Annotated in this window: 14 protein-coding genes; 11 read left to right on the forward strand and 3 right to left on the reverse strand. The window is 64.1% G+C overall.

Annotated features, from left to right (window positions below; translation table 11 throughout):
* Positions 1–56 precede the first annotated feature (56 nt).
* The 11 genes from J0W34_RS09895 (at position 57) to J0W34_RS09945 (ending at position 21,554) form a co-directional block, all read left to right on the forward strand.
* The gene (locus J0W34_RS09895; RefSeq protein WP_230971546.1) at positions 57–1,862 is read left to right on the forward strand and encodes an NAD(P)H-dependent oxidoreductase subunit E; all 1,806 of its coding nucleotides are present in this window, start codon (positions 57–59) and stop codon (positions 1,860–1,862) included.
* On the forward strand, positions 1,859–2,575 hold the full coding sequence (locus J0W34_RS09900; protein WP_227814686.1) for a 2Fe-2S iron-sulfur cluster-binding protein: 717 nt from the start codon (positions 1,859–1,861) through the stop codon (positions 2,573–2,575). The genes J0W34_RS09895 and J0W34_RS09900 overlap by 4 nt, the downstream gene beginning before the upstream one ends.
* Complete coding sequence (locus tag J0W34_RS09905) at positions 2,568–3,113, forward strand: NADH-quinone oxidoreductase subunit B family protein (protein WP_230971547.1); 546 nt, start codon at positions 2,568–2,570, stop codon at positions 3,111–3,113. The genes J0W34_RS09900 and J0W34_RS09905 overlap by 8 nt, the downstream gene beginning before the upstream one ends.
* Positions 3,114–3,122: 9 nt before the next feature.
* Positions 3,123–4,589: a Ni/Fe hydrogenase subunit alpha gene (locus J0W34_RS09910; RefSeq protein ID WP_230971548.1), complete on the forward strand. Its 1,467-nt coding sequence runs from the start codon at positions 3,123–3,125 to the stop codon at positions 4,587–4,589.
* Positions 4,586–5,074 carry a hydrogenase maturation protease gene (locus J0W34_RS09915; protein WP_230971549.1) on the forward strand — a complete coding sequence of 163 codons (489 nt, stop codon included), beginning with the start codon at positions 4,586–4,588 and terminating at the stop codon, positions 5,072–5,074. Before J0W34_RS09910 ends, J0W34_RS09915 begins: the two co-directional genes overlap by 4 nt.
* A 114-nt stretch (positions 5,075–5,188) precedes the next feature.
* Positions 5,189–6,619, forward strand: a complete 1,431-nt coding sequence (locus J0W34_RS09920) for an efflux RND transporter periplasmic adaptor subunit (RefSeq protein WP_230971550.1) — start codon at positions 5,189–5,191, stop codon at positions 6,617–6,619.
* Positions 6,612–8,774 (forward strand): hypothetical protein, encoded by a 2,163-nt coding sequence (locus J0W34_RS09925; protein ID WP_230971551.1) that lies wholly within the window; start codon positions 6,612–6,614, stop codon positions 8,772–8,774. Before J0W34_RS09920 ends, J0W34_RS09925 begins: the two co-directional genes overlap by 8 nt.
* A complete protein-coding gene (locus J0W34_RS09930; protein WP_230971552.1) occupies positions 8,771–10,663 on the forward strand; it encodes a preprotein translocase subunit SecA in 1,893 nt (630 codons plus the stop codon). Before J0W34_RS09925 ends, J0W34_RS09930 begins: the two co-directional genes overlap by 4 nt.
* Complete coding sequence (locus J0W34_RS09935; protein ID WP_230971553.1) at positions 10,660–11,643, forward strand: efflux RND transporter periplasmic adaptor subunit; 984 nt, start codon at positions 10,660–10,662, stop codon at positions 11,641–11,643. The genes J0W34_RS09930 and J0W34_RS09935 overlap by 4 nt, the downstream gene beginning before the upstream one ends.
* A gap of 3 nt (positions 11,644–11,646) precedes the next feature.
* Positions 11,647–20,019 carry a cadherin domain-containing protein gene (locus tag J0W34_RS09940; RefSeq protein ID WP_230971554.1) on the forward strand — a complete coding sequence of 2,791 codons (8,373 nt, stop codon included), beginning with the start codon at positions 11,647–11,649 and terminating at the stop codon, positions 20,017–20,019.
* On the forward strand, positions 20,016–21,554 hold the full coding sequence (locus J0W34_RS09945) for a diguanylate cyclase (protein WP_230971555.1): 1,539 nt from the start codon (positions 20,016–20,018) through the stop codon (positions 21,552–21,554). The genes J0W34_RS09940 and J0W34_RS09945 overlap by 4 nt, the downstream gene beginning before the upstream one ends.
* 82 nt (positions 21,555–21,636) lie before the next feature.
* Here J0W34_RS09945 and J0W34_RS09950 read toward each other — a convergent pair whose 3' ends face one another.
* From J0W34_RS09950 to J0W34_RS09960, 3 genes are all read right to left on the reverse strand, one after another.
* The gene (locus tag J0W34_RS09950; protein ID WP_227814676.1) at positions 21,637–22,491 is read right to left on the reverse strand and encodes an HDOD domain-containing protein; all 855 of its coding nucleotides are present in this window, start codon (positions 22,489–22,491) and stop codon (positions 21,637–21,639) included.
* A gap of 103 nt (positions 22,492–22,594) precedes the next feature.
* Positions 22,595–23,518, reverse strand: a complete 924-nt coding sequence (locus tag J0W34_RS09955; RefSeq protein WP_230971556.1) for a cation diffusion facilitator family transporter — start codon at positions 23,516–23,518, stop codon at positions 22,595–22,597.
* Between the two features lie 68 nt (positions 23,519–23,586).
* Positions 23,587–25,173 (reverse strand): hypothetical protein, encoded by a 1,587-nt coding sequence (locus tag J0W34_RS09960; RefSeq protein WP_227814674.1) that lies wholly within the window; start codon positions 25,171–25,173, stop codon positions 23,587–23,589.
* Positions 25,174–25,249: the final 76 nt, after the last annotated feature.

The following is a 25,249-nucleotide window of genomic DNA, read 5'->3' on the forward strand; positions in this document are numbered from 1 at the left end:
TCAACATGTGCTCCGGTGTTGCCTGTCTAGAATGATGGCATCACAGGAGACAGCCTATGTCCGATTCTGCCTGCGCAGCGCGCGTCGAAAGCGTGATCTTGCGCCATGGCATGCGCCCCGAGGCCTTGCTGCAGATCCTCGTCGAGGTCCAGGCGAACGAAAACTGGATTCCGCCCGACATGCTCACCCTGATTGCGGCCCGCCTCGGTGTGCCGCGCTCACGGGTGGAAGGGGTGGCCGGTTTCTATAGTTTTCTGCACACCCGGCCCGTAGGGCGCTACCGCATTCTGTTCTCGGACAACATCATCGACCAGATGCTTGGCGCCCGTGAGTTGATGGCGCTGATGTGCAGCAAACTCATCGTCGAGCCCGGACGCCTGTCGGAAGACGCTCTGGTGAGCATCGATACAACGTCATGCACCGGCATGGGCGACCAGGGGCCGGCGGTTCTGATCAATGGCCGTGCCATTACGCGGCTCGATCACCAACGCGTGAACGAAGTCTGCGAACTGGTGCGCCAGCAACGCCCGCTCGACGCCTGGCCGCGGCATTACTTCGAGATCAAGGACAACATCCAGCGGCGGGACGATCTGCTGCACGGCGCATTCACCCCGGGGGAAGCCCTTGCACGCGCCATTGCGCTGGGCCGCGAGGCCTGGCTCGGTGAGGTCAAGGCGGCCAACCTGAGGGGGCATGGCGGCGCCGGTTTCACCACGGGCGTGAAGTGGCAGGCCTGTCGCGACGCGCCGGGCGCGCGAAAGGTCATCGTCTGCAATGCCGACGAAGGCGAACCCGGCACGTTCAAGGACCGCGTCCTGCTCGCCAGCTACGCGGATCAGGTCATCGAGGGCATGACACTCGCGGCCTACGCCGTTGGCGCGCAGGAGGGCTTCATCTACCTGCGTGGCGAATATCGTCATTTGCTCGACCATCTGCGTGCGGTGATCGACCGCCGCCGTCATCAGGGACTCCTGGGTTCCGATATTGGTGGGGTGCCCGGTTTCGATTTTGATGTGCTCATCCATCTGGGGGCCGGTGCCTACGTGTGCGGTGAGGAAACCGCACTGATCGAGTCGCTGGAGGGCAAGCGGGGCACGCCACGCATCCGTCCGCCATTCCCGGTGGTCGAGGGGTATCTGCGGCGGCCGACGGTGGTCAACAACGTGGAGACGCTGGCCAAGTGCTGTCTGATTGCCCAACAGGGGGGCGCCGCATTTGCGCACACCGGCACGGCTCAATCCACGGGCACCAAGCTGCTTTCCGTGTCGGGCGATTGCGCACGCCCCGGTGTGTATGAATATCCGTTCGGTGTCACCATCGAGCAGGTGCTCGAAGACGCTGGCGCGTCAGACGCGCAGGCCGTTCAGGTCGGCGGCGCCGCAGGCATCACAGTCGCGCCCTACGAGTTCCGGCGCCGCATTGCCTTTGAAGATGTGCCCACGGCCGGGGCGTTCATGATTTTCGACTCCACCCGCGACATGTTCGAGGTTGCACGCAACTTCGTGCATTTCTTTGCCCATGAATCCTGCGGATTCTGCACGCCGTGCCGGGTGGGGACGACCCTGCTGTGCAAGGCCCTCGACAAGCTGGCCAATGGCTACGGGAGTGCGGCCGACCTTACCGAGATCGATGATCTCGACCGTCTGCTCAAGAATGCCAGTCACTGCGGTCTGGGCAGTGCTGCACCCAATCCGGTCCTCGACGGGCTCAACAAGTTCCGGCCGGTCTATGAGCGGCGTATCGCCCATGCGGATTTCACGCCCGGGTTCGACCTCGACGGTGCGCTGGCGCGTGCGCGTCTGATGACCGGTCGTGACGACCCGGGGGCGCACCTGGACAACGCCATGGAGGACGAAGCATGAGCGAGCAGACCTTCCTCCTCGACGGTCAGCCGGTGCCTTTCGAGGACGGCCAGACCATTCTCGAGGCAGCGCGTGCGGCGGGCCATTACATTCCGCACCTGTGCTGGCATCCGGACTTTCCGCCTCATGGTAGCTGCAAGCTGTGCGTGGTGAAGGTGGCCGGCCGGCATGTGTCGTCCTGTGCCATGCCGGCCAAGGCCGGGTGGGAGGTCGAGAGCAATACGCCGGAAATCAACAACGAACGTCGCGCCCTGCTGCAGATGCTGTTCGTGGAGGGCAATCACTTCTGCCCGGCCTGTGAAAAGAGTGGCGACTGCCAGTTGCAGGCACTGGCCTACGATCTGGAAATGACCACGCCACGATTTGCACACCTGTTTCCGGACCGGCCGGTGGATGCCTCGCATCCGGACGTGCTGCTCGACTTCAATCGGTGCATCTACTGCGAGTTGTGCGTGCGGGCTTCAAGGGACCTGGATGGCAAGAGCGTGTTTGCGCTGACCCATCGCGGCGTGAGCAAGAAGCTTACGGTCAATGCCGAATCCGGGCGCCTGGGCGATACGGATTTTGCCGCCAGCGACCGGGCCGCCAACATCTGTCCGGTGGGGGTGATCCTGCACAAGGGCGTAGGGTTCAAGGTGCCCATTGGCGAGCGCACCTATGACAGCCAACCCATTCACGTGGTGGCCATGAAACAGGAGCCGGACCATGAATGAAGCGCGCAAGCTGAGGCTGGCCACGGTGTCGCTGGGCGGGTGCTTCGGTTGCCACATGTCCCTGATGGATATCGATGAGCATCTGATCGAGCTGGCTGGCAAGGTGGAGTTCGATCGCTCGCCGCTCACCGACATCAAGCACTGCGGCCCGTGCGACATCGGTCTCATCGAGGGGGGCGTGTGCAATGCCGAGAACGTGCACGTGTTGCGCGAGTTCCGCACGCACTGTCGCACCCTCGTCGCGCTGGGCGCCTGCGCCATCAATGGCGGGCTGCCGGCGCAGCGCAATCACCTCGACCTGGGGCAGTGCATGCGGGCAGTGTACGGGTCCCGGCCGGGCATGGACGCCGGCGGCATTCCCGACGATCCGGAGTTGCCCTTGCCGCTCGACAAGGTGCATCCCATTCATGAAGTGGTGCGGGTCGACTACTTTCTGCCGGGCTGCCCGCCCTCGGGGGAGGTCATCTGGGCCTTTCTCTCGGACCTGCTCGCCGGGCGCACGCCGCGCATCGAGCATCCGGCGCTGCGCTTTGACTGAGGAGAGCACATGACCCGGGATCTGGAAACTGCCGCCCAGCGCGATACCCTCAAACGTGTCGCCATCGACCCGGTCTCGCGGGTCGAAGGGCATGGCAAGGTCACCTTGCTGATCGATGACGATGGTCACGTTCACGAAGCGCGTCTGCATATTGTCGAATTTCGTGGTTTCGAGGCCTTCATCGAAGGGCGCCCCTACTGGGAGGTGCCGGTCATCGTCCAGCGGCTGTGCGGCATCTGCCCGGTGAGTCACCACCTGGCGGCGGCCAAGGCGCTCGATGCCGTGGTGGGCGCGCGCCCGATTACCGCCACCGCCGAGAAAATGCGTCGGCTGATGCACTACGGCCAGATTATGCAGTCGCATGCGCTGCATTTCTTCCATCTGTCGTCGCCCGATCTACTGTTCGGTTTCGAGTCCGAGGTGGGGCGCCGGAACATCGTCGGGGTGGCAGAAGCCTATCCGGAAGTGGCGCGGCAGGGCATCGGGCTGAGGCGCTACGGCCAGCAGGTCATCGAGGCCACGGCCGGCAAGCGCATTCATGGCACCTCGGCGGTGCCCGGTGGCATTCACAAACATCTGGCCCGTGATGATCGCGACCGCCTGCGCGCCGAGGCCGACACCATGGTGGCCTGGGCTCAGGAGGCGGTGCATCTGGTGCGCCGCCTGCATGAGGCCGCCCCCGGCCTGTACGACGTGTTCGGTCGCTTCGAGTCACCCATGCTCAGCCTGGTGCGGGCGGACGGCGCCATGGACCTTTACGATGGCAATCTGCGCCTGCGCGGTGCCGATGGGGCCATCCTGCATGACCAGGTGCCCGTTGATCGCTACATGGACTTCATCACCGAAGCGGTGAAGCCATGGAGCTACATGAAGTTTCCCTATGTCACCGAGATGGGGCCGGAGCAGGGCTGGTACAAAGTCGGTCCGCTGGCGCGCGTCCAGACCTGCGACTTCATTCCCTCGCCGCTGGCGGAGGCCGAGCGGGCGGCCTTCCTGGCCTATTCGGACGGAAAGATCCAGCACGCGCCGCTGGCCTTTCACTGGGCCCGCATGATCGAGATGCTGCACGCCATGGAAGTGATCCGCGATCTGCTCGACGACCCGGATCTGCTGTCCGGGGAACGGATGACGCAAGGCGTACGCGGCCAGAACGGCATTGGTGTCATCGAAGCGCCTCGGGGTACCTTGTTCCACCACTATGCGGTCAATGAGGACGATCTGGTGAGCTGGTGCAATCTGATCGTCTCGACCACGAGCAACAATCAGGCGATGAACACCGCCGTGCGTGAAGTGGCCCGGCGCTACCTGGATGGCAAGACACTCACCGAAGGCTTGCTCAATCACATCGAGGTTGCCATCCGCGCCTTCGACCCGTGCCTGTCCTGCGCGACCCATGCGCTGGGCAAGATGCCGCTGGTGCTCGAACTGTGCGATACCCACGGCGCGCTGCTCGACCGGCGCGTGCGCCAGGCATGACACGGGTGCTGGTGCTGGCCGCGGGCAACGAGATGCGCGGCGACGATGCAGCCGGACCCGCGCTGGCGTCGTATGTCGAGCGATTGGCCGTGCCGGGTGTGCGCACCGTGTTCGACTTTCAGTTTCAGGTGGAGCATGCGGTGGACGTCGCCGCGACCGACCTGGCGCTGTTCGTCGACGCCCATGTCAGTCAGCCAAGGCCTGTCGTATTTTCGTCGCTGGATGCGTGCGCGACGCCGTTGCCCGGCACCCACGCCCTGTCGCCGGCTGAGGTGCTCGGGGTGGCCCGCCAGCTGGGGCTGGCAGCACCCCCCGTGTTCGTGCTCTCGGTGGCCGGATCGACATTCGAACTGGGGGCGGACATGTCGGCCGCTACGCGACAGGCCTGCCGTCAGGCCGAAGCTCTGCTGGCAGCCTTGCTGGCATCACCGACGGTCGGTGCCTGGCAAGCGCATGTCCTTGAATCAGGAGCGCTCGAAGCCTGATGCTGAATGTGTGGTAGTTCACACAAAGACACGTTTCGGGTTTTAGTTGTCTTGGTGGGCGGTCGTTAAAACCGGCGTCGAAAAGCCCGAAATGGGCGACCTCAGAAGCCACGAATGACCGCAAAACTCAGTTCATTGCCGGGTGCGAACGATCCGACTCAGTCTGCCAGGACCGAGTCGGTGCCCGAGTTCGCGTCTGTGGCCTTGCGCTCGCTGGCCGCCGCGCTCGGCTACCGCCAGTTTGATCAGAGTGCCCGGGCGTTTCTGGCCGAGGTTGCCGGTGGGCTCGGTTGCGCGCGCGTGTCACTCGGATTCTTTGAAGACGGTGCCATACGGGTCAAGGCGGCTTCTCAGGATGTCGGCGACTTTCGGGTCGAACTGTATCGCGACATCGGTGATGCCATGGAAGAGGCGATCGATCAGCGGCGCGCCTTGCAGGTGCCCGAAACCGGTGTGGGCGCGCCGGCGATCGTGTTGGCCACCCAGCGCCTGCGCTCGCGGCTGGGCGGTGTCGTGCAGATCGTGCCCATTCGGGTCAAGGGCGAATGGATCGGCGCCATCTGCTGCGAGTGGGATGGCAAGACCACCATCACCCCGATTGCCCAGGAGCCGCTGACACACATCATCGATCTGGCCGGACCGGTGCTCTACCTGCTGTACCGCGATGCCCGTCCTGGCAGCGTTCAGCTGCGCGAGACGCTCTGGCGGGGCCTCAAACGGCTCGGCCAGGAGGAGGGGCGCTGGTGGCGCCGAGGTCTGCTGGCTTTACTGATGCTGGTGATGGCCGGGCTCATGGTGCCGGTTCAGCAGAGCGTGAGCGCTCGTGCCGCCCTCGAGGGGGCTGTCGAGCGTGCCGTGGTGGCGCCCATCGACGGCTTCATCGGGTTGGTGAAGGTCCGCCCGGGAGATCCGGTCAAGTACGGTCAGGTGGTGATCGAGCTGGCGGCACAGGATCTTGAACTCGAAGCGCGGCGCTGGGAGGCGGAGCTGTCACAGCATGAAAGCGCCTACATGGCCGCCCTGGCGCGCTCGGAGCGCGGCGACATGATGGTGAGCCTGTCAAAGGCTGAAGAGGCCCGCACGCGGCTCGATCTGGCCCGTCGCAGTCTCGAACGCATGCAGATCAAGGCGGGTATCGACGGTGTGGTCATCGATGGTGATGTGACCCGATTGCAGGGCGCACCGGTGGCGCGCGGCGATGTACTGCTGACGCTGGCTCCGGCCAATGGCTATCGGGTGGTGTTGAGTGTCGATGAATCCCGGATCGGCCGCATTCGCTCCGGCCAGATGGGCGAACTGTTGCTCGGCGCGATGCCCGACCGGGCCCTGCCGATCCAGATCACGCGCGTGACGCCCATGGCCCAGGTCATTGATGGATCGAACGTCTATCGCGTCGAAGCCACCCTGGAGGGGGCCGCACCGGTCCTTCGGCCGGGTCTCAATGGCGTGGCCGAGATCGAGACCGGGCGCGAACCCACCCTGAAGGCCGCCTGGCGCTGGCTGAGCGATCAGGCGCGAATGTTGTGGTGGCGCTGGGGTGGCTGAGAACGCGCGCGAATCCCTCTTCAGCGACCAGTGGTACCGGGTGGCGCAGCGAAAGCCGCGGCTTCGGTCCAACGTGCGCGTTCGTCGTCAGCCGCTGCGCGGGCAGATCTGGTATCTGCTGGTCGATGACGCCACGGACCGGACCTTCCGTATCGATGCTGCAGCCTATGCCTTCATCGGGCGGTGCAACGGCGCGCTGACCACGCAACATATCTGGGATGCGGTGACCCATGCGCTGGGTGACAATGCGCCCACGCAAGGCATGTTGCTGCGCCTGATGGTGCGCTTGCAGGGCGCCGGGCTGCTGAGCTTCGATCGCCAGGCCGATATCGGTAGCCTGTTCGCCGGTGGCAACGCGCCGGGCAAGTCTGCCAACAATTTCAACCCGCTGTCTTTCAAGGTGCGTCTGGGCGATCCGACGGGGGTGCTGCGCCGCCTCGAACCGCTGGGCAGATGGCTCTTCCACCCGGCGACGCTCTGGCTCTGGGGCGCCATTGTGCTGGCTGCTGCCGTGGTCAGCCTCATGGCGTTCGATCGCCTGTCGGCCCATGCGGGGCGACTGATGGGCGGGGCGGGTAACCTGTGGCTGCTGTGGTGGATCTACCCGCCGATCAAACTGGTCCACGAACTGGCTCACGGGCTGGCCGTGCGACGCTGGCACGGCGACGTGCGTGAATGGGGCGTGGCCATGCTGGTGCTGATGCCCGTGCCCTACGTGGACGCCTCGGCCGCGTCGGGCTTTCGTCACTGGCGCCGGCGCGCCGTGGTGTCTGCCGCCGGCATCATGGTTGAGTTGTTCATGGCCGCCATCGCATTGGTGGTCTGGCTGGCGGTGCAACCGGGCGTGGTGCGCGATATTGCCATGATCGTGATGGTGGTCTGTTCGGTGTCGACCCTGTTGGTCAATGGCAACCCCTTGCTGCGTTTCGACGGTTACTTCGTGTTTACCGACGTGGCCGGACTCCCCAATCTGGCCACGCGTTCGGCTCAATGGTGGCAGAGCCGTCTGGCGCGGCGGGTGCTCGACGCGCAGTCGGACGAACGCCTGCTGGTGTCGCGCGGAGAGACGTTCTGGCTGGTGATCTATCAGCCCTTGTCCTGGTTGTATCGGGTGGTGCTGTGTTTCGGTATCGCGGTGTGGCTCGGCGGCAAGTTTGCCTGGCTGGGTTATGCGGTGGGTCTGTGGTTTGCCTGGCTGCTGCTGTTGCGCCCGCTGTGGCAGGTGCTGCGGGCGCTGACTCATGAGCAGGTGGCCGAATCGGCCCGCCTGCGCGCCCGAACCGTTGCCGCGGGCCTTGTGATGGGCGTGCCCCTGGCCCTGTTTGCCGTGCCGGTTCCCGATGTGACCGTGGCGCGAGGAGTGGTGTGGTTGCCGGATGAGGCCCAGGTGCGCAATGAGACGGCGGGCTTTGTCTCCAGCGTGCTGCGTTTTGACGGAGAGCGGGTTGCCGCCGGCGAGGTGATTCTGCGTCTGGAAGACGACGAACTGCGTGCCGAGCACGAACGCCTCGAGCGTGAGCTGGAGGGGCTTCAGGCGGCCTTGTTCGACAATCTGCGTCGGGACCCGGTGACCGCAGGGCAGATGGCCAAGCGCGTTGAGCGGGTTCAGCGCGAACTGGCGCGCATGGACGAACGCATCGACGGGCTGTTGGTCCGTGCCAGCCAGGATGGCATTCTGCACTTGCCGGCAGGCACGGATCTGCCCGGGCGGTTCCTGCCTCAGGGGGAGTCGATCGGGGTGGTGCTTGACGGGAGCCCGACGCGCGTACGCGTCGCGGTGCCTGACAACGAGGGCATCCGTCTGAACACGCTGTCGGGCGTGTCGGTGCGCTTGTCCGAAGACGCCGCATTGGCGCATGCCGCCCGTGTTGATGGTGGGCTGCCCGAGTCGAAGCGACGTCTGCCGTCACCTGCGCTGGGCCGGCCGGCCGGTGGCAACTTCGACGTCGATCCAATGGACGAGCAGGGCACGGCCAGCCTCCAGCCCGTGGTGTGGGTGGACCTGGTGCTGCCCGAAGTGCCTCAAACGCTCAGTGGCGGCCGTGTATCTGCCCGTTTCGAGCACGGCGAGCGCTCGGTTGCAGCCCAGTTGCTGCGCAGCGCACGCCAGTTATTCCTCGGCCACTTCGACACGGATGGCGCCGCACTGCCATGATCCAGGCACTGACCGCCTCAAGCTGGACGCAACGCTCCTTCCATCGCAGTCTTCTGGCTCAAATGCCATGGCGGCCGATCGCCCGCTATCGCCGCCAGCTCGAACGTATTCGCCATGTGCCGCCGCAATTGATCGTCGAACCATCGACCCAGTGGCGGGCCATGCTGCAGCGGGCCGGTGTCGGCTCCGATATGTGGTTCGAGGCCTGTGCGCTGGTCGATCATGTGTGCCGTCGCGCGCTGGGCAAGGTGCCCTATGACACCCAATGGCTGGCCGCACTGGCCATGCTCGATGGCCGCCTGGCCGAGATGGCCACCGGCGAGGGCAAGACCCTGGCGCTGGGCCTGGCGGCGGCGGTGGCTGCGCTCTCGGGACGGCGGGTGCACGTGCTCACGGCCAACCCCTACCTGGTCGAGCGCGATGCCTTGCTCCTCGCGCCGCTCTACCTGGCACTTGGCCTCCGGGTGCGCAGTGTGGCTGAAGGGAATGATCTGGACGGCCGGCGGCAGGCTTACCGTGCCGACATCGTGTACGCCACTGCCAAGACCGTGGTGTTCGATGCCCTGCGGGACGAGGTGGTCGCCCGGGGCGAAACCGGCGAACTCATGATGGGGGCGCGGGTGCTGGTTGAAGGCGACGCCGCGGTGCCGGTCCTGCCGGCGCTGGACATGGTCCTGATCGACGAAGCGGACAGCATTCTGGTGGATGAGGCCTCCATGCCGCTGATCGTCTCGGCGCCGCAAAAGGATCCGGCAACCCGGGTACGTACCTGGACCGCCTGGAAGCACGCCACCGCGCTCGTGGCCGGGCGCGATTACACGCTTGACGAAGGGCGTCGTCAGATTCACCTGAAGTCGCCGCGGCTGCCTGCGCTGGAACGGGTCTGGATCAGTGAGGCGCATCGGGACGAATGGATCGAGACGGCGCTGCGAGCGCGTCATTTTCACCTCAAGGGCCGGGACTACGTGGTCCGCGATGGTCTCGTGTGCATCGTCGACCCGATCACAGGGCGTGTCGCTGAAGGTCGGCAGTGGGGCCGTGGCCTTCACGGCATGGTCGCGCTCAAGGAGAAACTCGTTCCGCCGCCGGAGCTGGTGACCGTGGCTCAGACGACGTATTCCTGCTTTTTCCCGCGTTACCGCGACATGGCCGGGATGAGCGGCACCTTGCGCGAACTGCGCTCAGAGCTGCGCAGCATCTATTCGCTTGATCTCGTGGCCATTCCGCTGCGTCGCCCCAGTCGTCGCTTGAACATGGGGTTTCGCGTGTTCGACGATGAATCCAGTCTGCATGCCTCGCTCGTCGACCGGATCGGGGGGCTGACCAAGGCGAATCGTGCCGTGCTGGTGGGCACCGATACGGTGGCTTGCTCCGAACGTGTCTCGCGGGCGCTCAGCGATGCAGGTGTGGCGCACCGTGTGCTCAATGCCGACCAGGGCGCTGAAGAGGCGTCCATTGTGGGCTCGGCGGGCGCGCCCGGCGCAGTGACCGTGGCGACACACATGGCTGGGCGGGGCACCGACATTGCCGTTGCCCCGGAGGTGCTCGCCCACGGCGGGCTGCACGTGCTGAGCCTGCAGCTGAACGTCACCGGCCGGCTCGACCGGCAGTTGATCGGGCGGTGTGCTCGACAGGGCGACCCGGGCAGTCATGAACACTGGGTGAGTCTGGAACTTATGAAACTGGAAAAAATGCCGTTAACGAAAATGACGACGCGGGTGTTTGAAGCCTTCGGCGAGCGTCTGGCTGCATCCGTGATGCCGGCCAGCCTGCGCCTGTTTCAACGTCAGCGTGCCCAGAAGGCACGCCGGCACCGTGCACGTCTGCATGCCAGCGCCCGGTATTGGGACCAGTCGCTGGCAACGGCATATCGAGCAAACGAAAAATGATGAAGAGAAGTATTCGATTGATTCTGCTGGCCCTGACGGGCGCGTGCGCTTCGGCCTCGGCGGCTCCGCTGGGCTGTTTGATCACGCCCAGGCAGGAGGCCGATATCGGCACGCCGGTGGTCGGCGTGGTCGAGTCGGTGGCGGTCGATCGGGGTGACCGGGTGCGGCAGGGCCAGGTGCTGGTTGTGCTGCAATCGCGCGTCGAAGCGGCCAACGTGGAAGTGGCCAGCCAGCGCGCTCGCGTGGCCGCCGAGTTGCGAGCCGCCAATGCCAACCTGGTCCTGGCGGACAGTCGCTACAAACGCTCGGTTGACCTGCATGGCAGGAATTTCATCTCGAAGCAGGCGCTCGATCAGGCCGAGTCCGAATTCGAAGTGGCGCGGCAGCGCGTTGCCCAGGCCCGCGAGCAGCTCCAGGTGCTGGGGAGCGAAGCCAATCTGGCCAAGGCTCAGCTGGGCCAGCGGACGCTCCGCGCGCCGTTCGACGGTGTGGTGGTCGATCGCATGGTGCAACCGGGCGAGCGGGTCGAAGACCGCCCGCTGCTTCAGGTCGCCGCAATTGATGAACTGCAGGTGGAAGTGGTCGTACCTGCCGCGCAGTTCGGGACCATCCGATCCGGCGAAGTCGCCACGGTGCGCCCGGATGTGCCCGGCGTCGCCCCGGTTCAGGCCCGGGTGAATGTGGTCGACCCCATGGTCGATGCGGCAAGCAACACCTTCCGGGTGCGGCTTGCGGTGGACAACCGTGAAGGACAGGTGCCCGCCGGGGTGCGCTGCCGGATTGATTTTGGCGGGATCGTTCCGGCCTCGACCCGATCCGCGTGGACCGCCTCAGGCGAGCTGGCCGGAGAGGATCGCCCTGTTGTCCGCGGCACGATGGCGCAGGAGAGGGCAGACAATGATCTGCCTGAATTACCCCACCCCGCCCGGCGTGGGCTGACGATGGATATGCGTCTGCCCTCGCTCAAGGTCGCGGAGTAACCCATGGCTAGACCGCTGCCTGCCCTGAGTTTCGAGGCGCTCGAAGCGCGCATCCTGTATTCGGCTGACCTGGCGCCAGTGACCGACGCGACCGTCGTCAAGGCGCAGGAAGACGAGCAGACGCATGCCGCCAATGAGCTGGTCTTCATTGACGCCTCGCTGCAGGACGTGGACAGCCTTGTCGCCAGCTTGCAGGAGGATATCGATCAGGGGCGGCAGCTCGAGATCATTTTTCTCGATCCGGACCGGGACGGGGTCGACCAGATTTCCGATGCCTTGGCAGGGCGTACCGACATTACTGCCGTTCATGTGATCACGCACGGTCAGGCGGGTGTCATCGAACTGGGCAGTACGCGACTGGACGGCGACAGTGTGCTGGCGCGCAGTGAAGACATTGCCGCCTGGTCCTCCGCGCTCACCCGCGATGCCGACCTGCTGTTCTATGGCTGTGAAGTGGCGGGAACGGACACCGGCGAAGCGCTGGTGCGCGATCTGGCGTTCCTGACCGGCGCCGATGTGGCGGCCTCCGATGATCTGACCGGTGACGCTCTGCTGGGGGGCGACTGGCAACTGGAATACCGCACGGGCCAGATCGAGACCACGACGCTTTACAGTTTTGGCCCCATCGAATGGAACGGTACGCTCGGCAGCGTCAGCTTTCAGGAAGGCACGGCAGGTTATACCGGGACGCAGGACACCTACCTTGACGATAGTTCGCCGAACTCGAGCTTTGGCAGCACGACGACCATCCTGATCGATAGCGGGGCCACCGAACAGCAGGGCCTGGTGCGTTTCGACAATATCTTCGGCAGCGATGCCGGAAAGATTCCGGTCGGCGCAACCATCACCGGCGTGACCCTGAAAATCTACGTGGTGGGTACGGACCCGGCCGACAAGGTCAATGTGCATCGCATGACCACTGCCTGGAACGAAACCACGACCTGGAACAACCTGGGTGGCATCGATGTCGGCGTCGATACCTTGTCCGGCTACGATTACCAGATCGATGCCGGCACCAGCGGCACCGTGTCGATGAGCAGTGCCGCCCTGATTGCGACGGTCCAGGCCTGGGCCAACGACCCCAACAGCAATTACGGCTGGGCGTTCATGAGTATCCAGGCCGACAACTATGCGTTCAATTCCTCGGAGAACGCCACCGTTGGCACGCGCCCGATTCTCGAGGTGACCTACACCGATCCGGTGGCGCCGTCACTCGATCTGGACGGTGACAACAGCAGTGGCGCGACAGACGGCGACTATTTCGGCGCCTGGACGGACGGCGGTGGTCCGGTGGCCATCGCGGACGCGGATGCAACGATCGTGGACAGCGATTCGTCCAACCTGACGTCATTGACGGTCACCATCAGCAACGCCATTGATGGCACGAACGAAGTGCTGGCCGCGGACACGACAGGGACGTCCATCGTGGCGAGCTACGATGCAAACCTGAACAAACTGACCCTCTCCGGCACGGATTCGGTGGCGAATTACCAGCAGGTCTTGCGGACGATTACTTACGACAATCTGGCCGGCACGCCCGACACCACCGCCCGGACCATCAACTTCGTTGCCAACGACGGGGCAGGCGACAGCAACACGGCGGTCGCCACGCTGAGCATGACCGGGGCCAACAGCGCGCCCGACGGCACCGACAAGACCATCGTGATTGCCGAGGACGACACCTACACCTTCAGTCTGGCCGATTTCGGCTTTTCGGATGTGGATGGCGACAACCTTCTTCGCGTCTGGATCGATACCCTGCCGGATCAGGGCTTCCTGCTCTGGAACGGCGCCACTTTTGCCGCGGGCAACTGGGTGGATGCCGGCGACATCGACGCCGGCCAGCTGAGCTATCGTCCACCCCCTGACGCCAATGGCACGCCACTGGCGACCTTCACCTTCCGCGTGCAGGATGACGGCGGCACTGTCGGTGGCGGCATCGATACCGACGCGGTCGCAAACACCATCACCCTGCAGGTCAATGCGGTCAATGATGCGCCGCTGGTGGCACTTGATGCCACGAACCTGGTGAGCAACGGCTCGTTCGAATCCGGCGCGACCGGCTGGACAGGCAATGGCGGGGTCGAGGCCGTCACCGGGAAGGAAGCCGAGTTCATGGTGTCGGCCGCACCGGATGGCAGTTACCTTGTGGAAGTTGAAGGCAGCGTAACCTCACCCGATCCTAGCTATATCGAACAGACCATCACCACCGAAGTCGGTAAGACCTACGTGCTCAGCCTGTGGGCGGTCACGCGCAATCAGCACAATGTCCAGGATATGGGCATGCTGAGTGTCAATGGGGTCGAGCTCGATCGCTTCACAACCAGTAGCACGTGGCACGAATATGCCGTGAGCTTCACCGCCACGAGTACCTCCAGCACGATACGGATCACGTCGCTGGGCTCCGATCTCGACTCCACTTACGCCGCCTCGGGTGACTCGGTGGGACTGTTGGTCGACGACGTGCGTGTGGTGGCGGCCAACAATGCCGCCAGCTACACCGAGAACGGGGCAGCCGTGGTGCTGTCCCCCACAGCCAGCCTGTTCGACCTCGAACACCAGAGCAGCGACGACTTCAGCGGCGCGACGTTGAGCCTTGCGCGTAACAGCAGCCCCAGCCCGGACGACCTGTTTGGTGCCACGGGTACGCTCAGCGCGCTTACCGAGGGCGCCGCGCTGGTGGTCAATGGCACCACCATCGGTACCGTGACCACCAACAGCGGCGGTGTGCTGACACTGACATTCTCTGCGGGCGCAACCACCGCGCTGGTGGATGAAATGGCCTCGCAGATCACCTATGCCAACAGCAGCGATGGCCCGCCGAGCAGCCTGCAGGTGGACTGGACGTTGACCGACAGCGACGGGGGCAGCGATACGGCCTATACCACGGTGTCGATTGCGACCAGCAATGACGCCCCCGTGGTCGGTTTCTCGGGCAGTTCCGCCAATTTCTACGAGGGCGATCCGGCCCTCTACGACACCGAATTCATCGTCACCGACGCCGATTCGACCAACTTCGACGGTGGTGTGCTGACATTGACAGTCGCATCGGGTGGTGGCGCGGGCGATGTGCTGTCACTGCGAAACGTGGGCACCGGTGCAGGCCAGATCGGCATCAGCGGCAGCAATGTCACCTATGGTGGCATTGTGATTGGCACCTGGAGTGGCAACGGTGACGGTAGTACGCCGGTGACGGTCACGTTCAATGCCAGTGCCGGCGTCGCTGCGGTGCAGGCGACTGCACGCGCGCTGACCTTTCAGAACACCATTGATGACCCGGCAGCCGGCGTGCGCCAGCTCTCCATGACCTTGACCGATGGTGACGGCGGCACCAGCACACCCACGACCATCGATATCAACGTGATTCCGGTGAACGATGCACCCACGATCTCGTCCAATGGAGGTGGGGCGTCGGCGGCTGTGAACGTGACCGAAAACCAGAGTGCTGTCACCACCGTCACCGCCACCGATCCAGAGGCCGCGGATGTGCTGACCTACACCCTGGCAGGTGGCGCCGATCAGTCACTGTTCTCGATCAACAGCAGCACGGGTGTGCTCACTTTCAACAGTGCGCCGAATTACGAATCTCCGGCCGACGCCGACACCAACAACGTCTATGAAGTGACCGTCCAGGTCTCTGACGGCAACGGCGGCACGGACACCCAGGCGATCAGCGTGACGGTTACGAATGTGAACGAGACGCCGACCCTGGTGAGCCTGTCCAACAGCACCGTGGCGGAGAACACCGACACCAGTGCCGGCTACAGCGTTGGCAGCCTGAGCACGACCGACCCGGATGCCGGCGACAGCTTCACCTACACGATCGTTGGCGGTGCCGATCAGGCCGTGTTCAGCATCGGCGGCGCCGGTTCGAACGAACTGATCCTCACCGACGGCACGCTCGACTTCGAAACCCAGTCGAGCTACAGCGTGATCGTACGCAGCACCGATGCCGGAGGCCTCACGCGTGACGAGACCTTCACCGTCACGGTGACTGACCTGAACGAAGCCCCGGGCTTCACCAGCAGCCCGGTGACCGGTGCCACAGAAGACGCCGCGTACAGCTACAGCATCACCACCACCGATCCGGACAGCGGCGCATCGCTGACGATCACGGCCACCACGCTGCCGAGCTGGCTGACGCTCACCGACAACGGGGACGGCACTGCCACCCTGAGCGGCACGCCGACGAACAGCGAAGTGGGTAACCACAACGTGGTGCTGCAGGTTTCGGACGGCTCGCTGACCGACAGCCAGAGCTACACCGTCACGGTATCCAACACCAACGATGCCCCGACGATCACCAGCGGTGCCACGACCAACGCGGCCGAGAATCAGACGGGCGCCACGACAGTCACCGCGTCCGATGTGGACGTGGGCGACACGCTCTCATACTCGATCATCGGCGGAGCCGATCAGGCGCTGTTCTCGATCAACAGCAGCGCGGGTGTGCTCACCTTCAACAGTGCCCCGAATTACGAATCTCCCTCCGACGCCGACACCAACAACGTCTATGAAGTGACCGTCCAGGTCTCTGACGGCAACGGCGGCACGGACACCCAGGCGATCAGCGTGACGGTTACGAATGTGAACGAGACGCCGACCCTGGTGAGCCTGTCTAACAGCTCCGTGGTTGAGAACACCGACACCAGTGCTGGCTACAGCGTTGGCAGCCCCAACACCACTGATCCGGACGCAGGCGACAGCTTCACCTACACCGTGGTCGGCGGCGCCGATCAGGCCGTGTTCAGCATCGGAGGGCCCGGTGCGAACGAACTGATCCTCACCGACGGCACACTCGACTTCGAAACCCAGTCGAGTTACCAGGTGATCGTACGCAGCACCGATGCCGGCGGCCTCACGCACGACGAAACCTTCACCGTCACGGTCAGCGACCTGAACGAAGCACCAAGCTTCACCAGTAGCCCGGTAACCGGCGCGACGGAAGAGGTCATTTACAGTCACACCTTGACCGCATCGGACCCGGACGCCGGAGCCAGTCTGAGCTACAGCGCCACGACACTGCCGGACTGGTTGTCCCTGACAGATCACGGTGACGGAACCGCCACGTTGTCAGGCACGCCGCAAAACGAAGATGTGGGCATCCACGATGTGGTCGTGGTGGTGTCCGATGGCAGCCTGACCGACACTCAGAGTTTTGCCATCACCGTGGCCAACACGAACGACGCGCCGCAGATTGTGTCTGTTACCGGTCCCGTCAATGGCAGCTTTACCGCCGGTCTGATTGGCTGGACAGCGACCGGGGATGTGGACAGCAATGCGGGCGAAGCGCGCTTCGGCCAACTGGGCGGTGCGCCAGGCGTGGTCTCCCAGAGTTTCAGCACCCAGGTCGGGCAGACCTATTACGTGGCTTTCGATTTTGGCGACCGCAGCCTGACCGAGTCGCAATCCATTCGCGTGCAGGTTGACGGTAGCGGGGCGCTCTTTGATGCCGAGTACGTCTCTGGCGTGGCAGACAACACAATGCAGACGTATGTCTTCAAGTTCGTCGCCGACAGTACGAGCACCACACTGAGCTTTACCGATACATCGAGCACACATGCCGGGGTGAGGGGCTATCTGGACAATGTCGTGCTCGCCAAGACCTCGGCGCCCGATGCGTATGCGATGGCGGCAGAGAACCAGACCGCCGTCACGACGATCAGCGCACTCGACGAGGATCTTGGCGATACCGTGGGCTACAGTATTGTCGGCGGAGCCGATCAGGCGTTGTTCTCGATCAACAGCAGCACGGGTGTGCTCACCTTCAACAGTGCCCCGAATTACGAATCTCCGGCCGACGCCGACACCAACAACGTCTATGAAGTGACGGTCCGGGTCTCCGACGGCAACGGCGGCACGGACACCCAGGCGATCAGCGTCACGGTCACCAACGTGAACGAGACGCCGACGCTGGTGAGCTTGTCGAACAGCACCGTGGCGGAGAACACCGACACCAGCGGTGGCTACAGCGTCGGCAGCCTCAGCACGACCGACCCGGATGCCGGCGACAGCTTCACCTACACCATCGTTGGCGGTGCCGATCAGGCCGTGTTCAGCATCGGCGGCGTCGGTTCGAACGAACTGATCCTCACCGACGGCACGCTCGACTTCGAAACCCAGTCCAGTTACAGCGTGATCGTCCGCAGCACCGATGCCGGTGGCCTCACGCGTGACGAGACCTTCACGATCACGGTCACCGACCTGAACGAAGCACCGAGCTTCACCAGCAGTCCGGTGACGGCTGCGACGGAAGACGCCGCGTACAGCTACAGCATCACCACCACCGATCCGGACAGCGGCGCATCGCTGACGATCACGGCCACCACGTTGCCGGGCTGGCTCACGCTCACCGATAACGGCGACGGCACCGCCACCCTCAGTGGCACGCCCACGAACAGTGAAGTGGGCGACCACAACGTGGTGCTGCAGGTTTCGGACGGATCACTGACCGACAGCCAGAGCTACACCATCACGGTATCCAACACCAACGACGCTCCGACCATCACCAGCGGTGCCACGGCCAACGCGGCCGAGAATCAGACGGGGGCCACGACGGTCACCGCGTCCGATGTGGATGTGGGCGACACGCTCACCTACTCGATCATCGGCGGGGCCGATCAGGCGTTGTTCTCGATCAACAGCAGCACGGGTGTGCTCACCTTCCAGAGCGCGCCTGATTTCGAAGCCCCGGCCGACGCCGACACCAACAACGTCTATGAAGTGACCGTCCAGGTCTCAGACGGCAACGGCGGCACCGACACCCAGGCGATCAGCGTGACGGTCACCAACGTGAACGAGACGCCGACCCTGGTGAGCCTGTCGAATGCCACTGTGGCGGAGAACACCGACACCAGTGCCGGTTACAGCGTCGGCACTCTGAGCACGACCGACCCGGACGCGAGCGACAGCTTCACCTATACTGTAGTGGGTGGCGCCGATCAGGCGGTGTTCAGCATCGGCGGTGCGGGTTCGAACGAACTGATCCTCACCGACGGCACACTCGACTTCGAAACCCAGTCGAGCTACAGCGTGATTGTGCGCAGCACCGATGCCGGCGGCCTCACGCTTGACGAAACCTTCACCGTCACGGTCACCGACCTGAACGAAGCGCCGAGCTTCACCAGCAGCCCAGTGACCGGTGCCACAGAAGACGCCGCGTACAGCTACAGCATCACCACCACCGATCCTGACAGCGGCGCAACGTTGACGATCACGGCCACCACGCTGCCAAGCTGGCTGACGTTCACCGACAACGGGGATGGCACCGCCACGCTGAGCGGTACGCCCACGAATAGCGAAGTGGGCAACCACAACGTGGTGCTACAGGTTTCGGACGGATCACTGGCCGACAGCCAGAGCTACACGATCACGGTCTCCAACACCAACGATGCCCCCGTCATTACCTCCAATGGGGGTGGTGATGCCGCCATTGTCCGCATTGGTGATCCGAGCCAGTCGATCACCACCGTGACCGCCACGGATGCGGATGCTGGCGACGTCTTGAGCTTCGAGATTCTGGGCGGTGCCGATGCCCGCCTGTTCGTGCTCGATCCCAGTTCAGGCGCGCTGCGTTTTACCGGTGGCGCCAGTATTCAGCCGGGGAGCGATGCCAATGGCGATAACGTCTTCGATGTAGTGGTCGGCGTGCGTGACACGGTCGGCAACACGGATACGCAAACACTGAGTATCCGGCTTGACGTCGTGCTTGCGCCCGAGCCGCCTGTCGCACCACCGACGGCCCTCCCGCCGCCAGTGGCGCCACCCACGGTGACCGTGCCGGAATCTCTTGAAGACGCTGCGTCCGACCAGACCGACGATGACGAGACTGCGCGCGAAGGCGGTGACGCCGAATCGAGCGATGGCGGCGTTGCCGAGTCGATGACGCCAAGGGGGGACGATCTCTCCGAAGAGCAGGCGATTCGTGTCGAAGTGTCGGCACCGAGGCCGGTACTGCGGATCGACGTGGCCGAAGTGAATCTCCCGGACCAGAGCGTTTCTCAGTACGACGTGCGTTTGCTCAACGTGTCGGTGGCGCCTCTGATGACGCCTGCAGGCGTGCTGAGCTTGCCTGATCAACAGGTGACCCTTGCCCCAGAAGTGCAGGCACAGATTGAGGCGTCGGGCGAGGATGCGCGCCTGTCGCTGGTTGAAGTGGGTGTGTCAGGTTCGGTGTTGACCGTCGGGGTGATCTGGTGGGCGACACGTGTGGGCAGTCTGGTGGGGGCCATGGTGGCGACCGTGCCGGCGTGGCGCAGCATCGACCCGATGCCGATCGTGCGTGATACTAAGGAGAGCGTTGCGGCTGCAGAAGATGACGATGAGCCCGCCGCCGAGACCGGGCAGGGCGAGAAAACGCCGGAGACGGACCTTTGAATTTCCGCCGTTTTCTCCCGGGGCCGGTCTTTCGCCTGGCATTGGGTGTCGTCACCCTGTTGCTGTGTCTGCTCATGGCGCTGGATCTGCTTGTCGGTCTGATGCCGGATCGTTATGACGAGGCGGTGAGAATCCGGACGCGTATTGCCGAATCACTGGCTATTCAGCTCACGGCCCTCATGCAGAACGAAAGTCCGCAGGCCATGACCTCCATGCTGCGTGAGCTGCTCGAACGGGATGATGAGCTGCAGTCGCTCGCCTTGCGGCGTGCCGACGGCAAACTGTTGGCCCAGGCAGGCCCTCACGACGAACTGTGGAATCTCGCCCCGGACGCGCCGTCGACCATCACCGATGTGCGCGTACCGCTGAACGCCAACCGTCTGCCGTGGGGGGATGTGGAACTGACGTTCTCACCCATACACCCGACCACCGTCGCCGGCTGGCTGCAGGATCCACTGGTGCGCGCGCTGGGTATCGTGGGTATCACCGGGGTGACGCTGATGTATCTCTATCTGCGTCGCGCACTTCAGTATCTCGACCCGGGTTCCGCGGTGCCGCCACGGGTTCGTGCCGCGTTCGATACCCTCCGCGAAGGGGTGATGCTACTTGATGCCGAGGACCGTGTGGTGCTGACCAACCGGGCATTCAGCCAGATCCATCCGGCGGCACAGAAGGTGGACATCGGGACGCCAGTCAAATCGCTTGCCTGGCTCACCAAGAACCTGGGGCCGAAAACCGAGGACTGGCCCTGGCGCCTGGTGGCACGAACACGCGAAAAGATGGACGAGACACTGTTCGAAATTCCCATGCCGGACGACGAGCCACCCCGGCGCGTGGTGCTCAATGCGTCGCCCATACTCGACGGTGACGGCCGCTACCGGGCGTGCATGGTGTCGCTTGCCGATGTGTCGATGCTTCACCAGGCCAATGAGCAATTGCTGCAAACCATTCAGGCGCTGGATGAGTCGAGCGAAAAAATCCGCCAGCAGAACGATGAACTCAAGCGCCTGGCGACCAGCGATCCACTGACCGGATGCATGAACCGTCGCGCCTTCTATGAGCATCTGTCGAGCGTCATGACCAAGGCGAACGCTACGGGCGCGCCGGTCGGTTGCATCATGACCGATATCGACCACTTCAAGAACTTCAACGATACCTATGGGCACGCGGTGGGCGATCAGGTGCTGGTCGGGGTTTCGAACGCGCTCAAACACGGCATCCGCGAACAGGACTTGCTGTGTCGTTATGGCGGCGAGGAGTTCTGCCTGATCATGCCGGGGCTTGATCTCGACGGCACGGCGGCAGTGGCGGAGCGGTTGCGCAAGTCGATCGAGGAGATGGCGGGCTCGAGTCTTCGCACGACGGGAAGGTTGAAGGTGACGTCCAGCTTCGGGGTGTCGCAATTGGCGGCCGGCAGCCTCGATGAGGGCGACATGATCCAGCGCGCCGACGCTGCGCTTTACGAGGCTAAGCGTGGCGGACGCAACAGGGTGGCGACCGAAGGTCAGGTGACGCCCGAGTCACTCGCCAAGTAGTCTGCCGCAGCAACAACGAAAAAGGCCGCTCAAGCGGCCATTTGTCTTTTTGATTCAGTCGGTTTAAGACCGCCTGAAGGGCTCAGCTGGCGTATTTAGGAAAGAACATGGCGGCGACAGCGGCCAGGTTGAGTTCGGCCTCTTCCCGGATCTGGACAATGCTCTCGGGTTCAATCTCCAGCTGCGCCCAGATGCCGGAGGGCACGCGGGGCAGAATGGCGTCGCTTGGTTCGCCCAGGCGCTCGACCTCTGCGATGCGGTTGGCCAGAAACAGGATGGCCGCTTCGAAACTGTATTCCCCTGCCAGCGGCGGGTGATGTTGACCGCCCGTGACTGAAGCGAAATTCGCGGGCAGGCGCCAGCGTTCGAGCAGGGCGCAGCACACTTCGGCATCGTCGGCGCCCACAGTCCGTTTCTCCACCTCATGGAGTGGCTCCCCGGTGTCGTCGGCAATCTTCTGCGCAGCCACGGCCAGTTTAGGCACGGTGAGATACATGATCATGTGGCCCAGCGATGCGAGCAGGCCGATCACGAACATGCGCTCGGCATCGAGCAGGCCGCAGCGACGGGCGATCACGCGGGCAGAGAGCCCGCGCAACACGCCAAGGCGCCAGAACATGCGCATGTTCATGTACTTGCTGTCGACCTCGTCGAAGATCTCGCTCACCGACATGGCCAGCACCAGGTCGTGCAGTTGCTGCATGCCCAGAAGCTGCACCGCGCGCATGACGTTGTCGATCCGCCCGCCAAAGCCGTACAGCGGACTGTTCACCACCTTGAGGACGCGACCGCTGATGGCCGCATCGTGCGAGACAAGGCGGGTCACTTCCGGCAAGGAACCGTCTTCTGATTCGAGCTGGTCGCGAATCTTGAGGTAGATCGCGGGCAGCGTGTTCAGATGGTCGTGGGAGGCAACGATTTCTTGAGCACTGTGCATGGGTGCGATTTCGTGTTCGGGCAATACCGTTCTATCGACCCGGGCGACACTGGACTTTAGGGGTGTCACAGACTTTTGCCCGAGGGGCCCTCGCGCAGCCTGCTCACCACTTTCGTTGAAATACCAGTGGCATGGTTTCCGGGGTCTCCGGTTGCAGGGTGCTGTGGTCGATGTCGAACTGTGCGTCGAGCATGTGCCTGACCTTCGGCAGGACCTGTGTCCAGTCGGCATCGGGGCGAATGACCAGATGTGCGGACAGGGCGATGCGGTTGTTGCCAAGGCTCCAGATATGCAGGTCATGAACCGACGCCACGCCATCGACCCCGGCCATGGCGGCGCCGACAGTCTCAAGCGAGTGGGAGTCGGGCACACCGTCGAGCAAGGTGGTGAACACCTGACGCAGCAGATTGCTCGTTGAGGCCAGAATGAGCCCGCAGATCAGCATGGAGAGCAGGGGGTCGATGGGCATCCAGCCGGTCCATTGAACCACCAGGCCGGAGGCCAGTGCAGCCACCGAACCGAGCAGATCACCGATGACATGAATCAGCGCGGCGCGGGTGTTGAGATCTTCACCACCACGGCTCAGCAGCCAGGCAGCCCCCAGGTTGATCACCAGACCGATGATCGCCACCACGGTGACCGTCTCGCCCGCAACCGCCTGGGGCTCGATCAATCGCTCCACCGCGTGCCAGCAGATCGCGACGATCACCACCAGCATCAGCACGCCATTGGCGAGCGCGGCCAACGCTTCGATACGCCCGAGGCCGTAACTGAGTCGCGCACTCGGCGGGCGCTTGGACAACCACGCAGCGACGGCCGCCAGACCAAGCGCGAAGCTGTCGGTGAGCATGTGACCGGCATCGCCCAGCAGCGCGAGCGAGCCGGCGAACCAGCCCGCAATGGCCTCGACGAAAGCAAAACCGAGAGTGAGGGTGAGGGCAAGCAGGAGGACGCGGCCGCGGGCATTGGCGCCGTGGGCGTGGGCGCCATGCGCATGACCGCCGTGAGAGTGAGCGTGGTGAGCCATCGAGAATGCGAATGTGTTGCGTAGCTGCCATCGTAGCGCGTGGCAGTGCGCAACGGCTACTGCGCCACTCAGGATTTGCGCAGGGGCAGGATTTCGAGTTCGCGTAGTTTTTCGACGGCAGCCCCCGTCTTGAGCGTGATGCGCTGGCCGAACTGGGCAAGAGTGATAAGCGTGCCAGGGGGGACGTCGTCGATGCTGGCAATCAGCCCGGGGCGTCCATCCAGCATGGGCAGGCGCGGGATCAGCAACACCGGCACCTGTCGTTTGCCGAGGCCGAAAGCGTCCGGCAGGCTCACCTCGGTGGGAATGCCCGATGCCGCAATCACTTCCAGTCCAAGATCGAAGTCGCTGCTGCCGCGGTTCACCGCGCGTCGCGCAACGCCCAGCAGGACGGCGGCCCGCTCGCGCGGGCGGACGGCCACCAGTTCTCCCACGCGCACGTGCTGCGCCTGCCCACTCAGGTAGCGCAGGCCGAAACCGCCGGGACTTTCGTCGAGGATGCCCCATTCGCTGGTGCGCTCATGCACCGGTTCCGGCAGGGCGTCTGGATTGGGGTCGTCGCGTCGCCGCAAGACCCGTCCGCTCAGGAACAGGCGAATCGCGCCGAAGCCGACAACGAGATCGGTGCGGGGCAGAAAGCGCGTACGGGCATGGCCGCGCGAACGCGGGTTGGACCAGTGCTCATGAAGGGTCTCGAGCAACGCGGTGTAGCGGCTCTGACGAGCCGCCATGGGCAAGCCAAGTCGGGCCGGCATGACGCCAAGACGCAGGCCGTCGATCTGTGTTTGCAGCTTTTCGAGCAGGTCTCTGGCATCGAGGAGCCATTGACCGGGTTCGAGTCGGGTGCGCAGTCGCGGCAAGGCGGTGGGCGGATGACCACTCAGCGCGATCACGAACAGGCCTGCAGCCTCTTGCTGAAGGCGCGGCGCATCGTCCCCGGCCTGAACCATTCGGGTTAGCGACACATGGCGCTGCAGATAGAAGCGCACCCGGTCCAGATCGCCAGGGGCGATACAGGTGGGGTCAGCGGCAGCGAGCAGCAGTGCGTGTGCGTAGCTTTGCTCGATGGTGAGCTGTCCCGGGGTGAGCGGGGGCTCGGTCGCCAGCCCGTTCTGTCGCGCCAGTTCGTAAAGGCTGTAGAGTTGCTTCCAGGACGAACTGCCGCCCGTGGTGTAGGCACGGTGCGCGAGCGCGAGCCGGCGGGTGGCGACGCGCACCCCGCGTTCGATGGCCTGGCGCATCGGGCGGGAAAAGCCGAAACTGACCCACTTGCGAGCGATTCGCTGTGCAATGTCCAGGTAGGCGGTGGTGAGCAGCTTGAGTGCCCCGAAAGTGGCGGCCAGAGGATTCTGGATCCGGCCAGGCAGCGGCAGGGTGGTCAGATCGAGTTTGGCTTCCAGATCCTTACCCAGCTCGTCCACCGCGTCGTCGATCATCTCGAGCAGCTTCAGATGCATGCGCACGTTGTATGAGACTTTCGACATGGCATCGAGCCGCGCCGCGAGCATGCGCGCCCGGGTCAGGGTGCCTCGGGGCGGCAGCCTGCCCAGCCACACCTCAAGTTCGGCAATGGGGTCGCCCGTGCCGAGGCCGCCGGACGCCGCGATCAAGCGCGGTGACGACGGGTTCTGTGAGGTGAGGGGGGGCGGCGGCATCTGAGGTTGGTGTGGTCTTTCGAGTGAATTCTACTGACACTGTTGTGCGACGATTGTGTCATGTGATTGCAAGGAA

Origin of the sequence: Nitrogeniibacter aestuarii, from assembly GCF_017309585.1 — a bacterium.
GTDB lineage: Bacteria > Pseudomonadota > Gammaproteobacteria > Burkholderiales > Rhodocyclaceae > Nitrogeniibacter > Nitrogeniibacter aestuarii.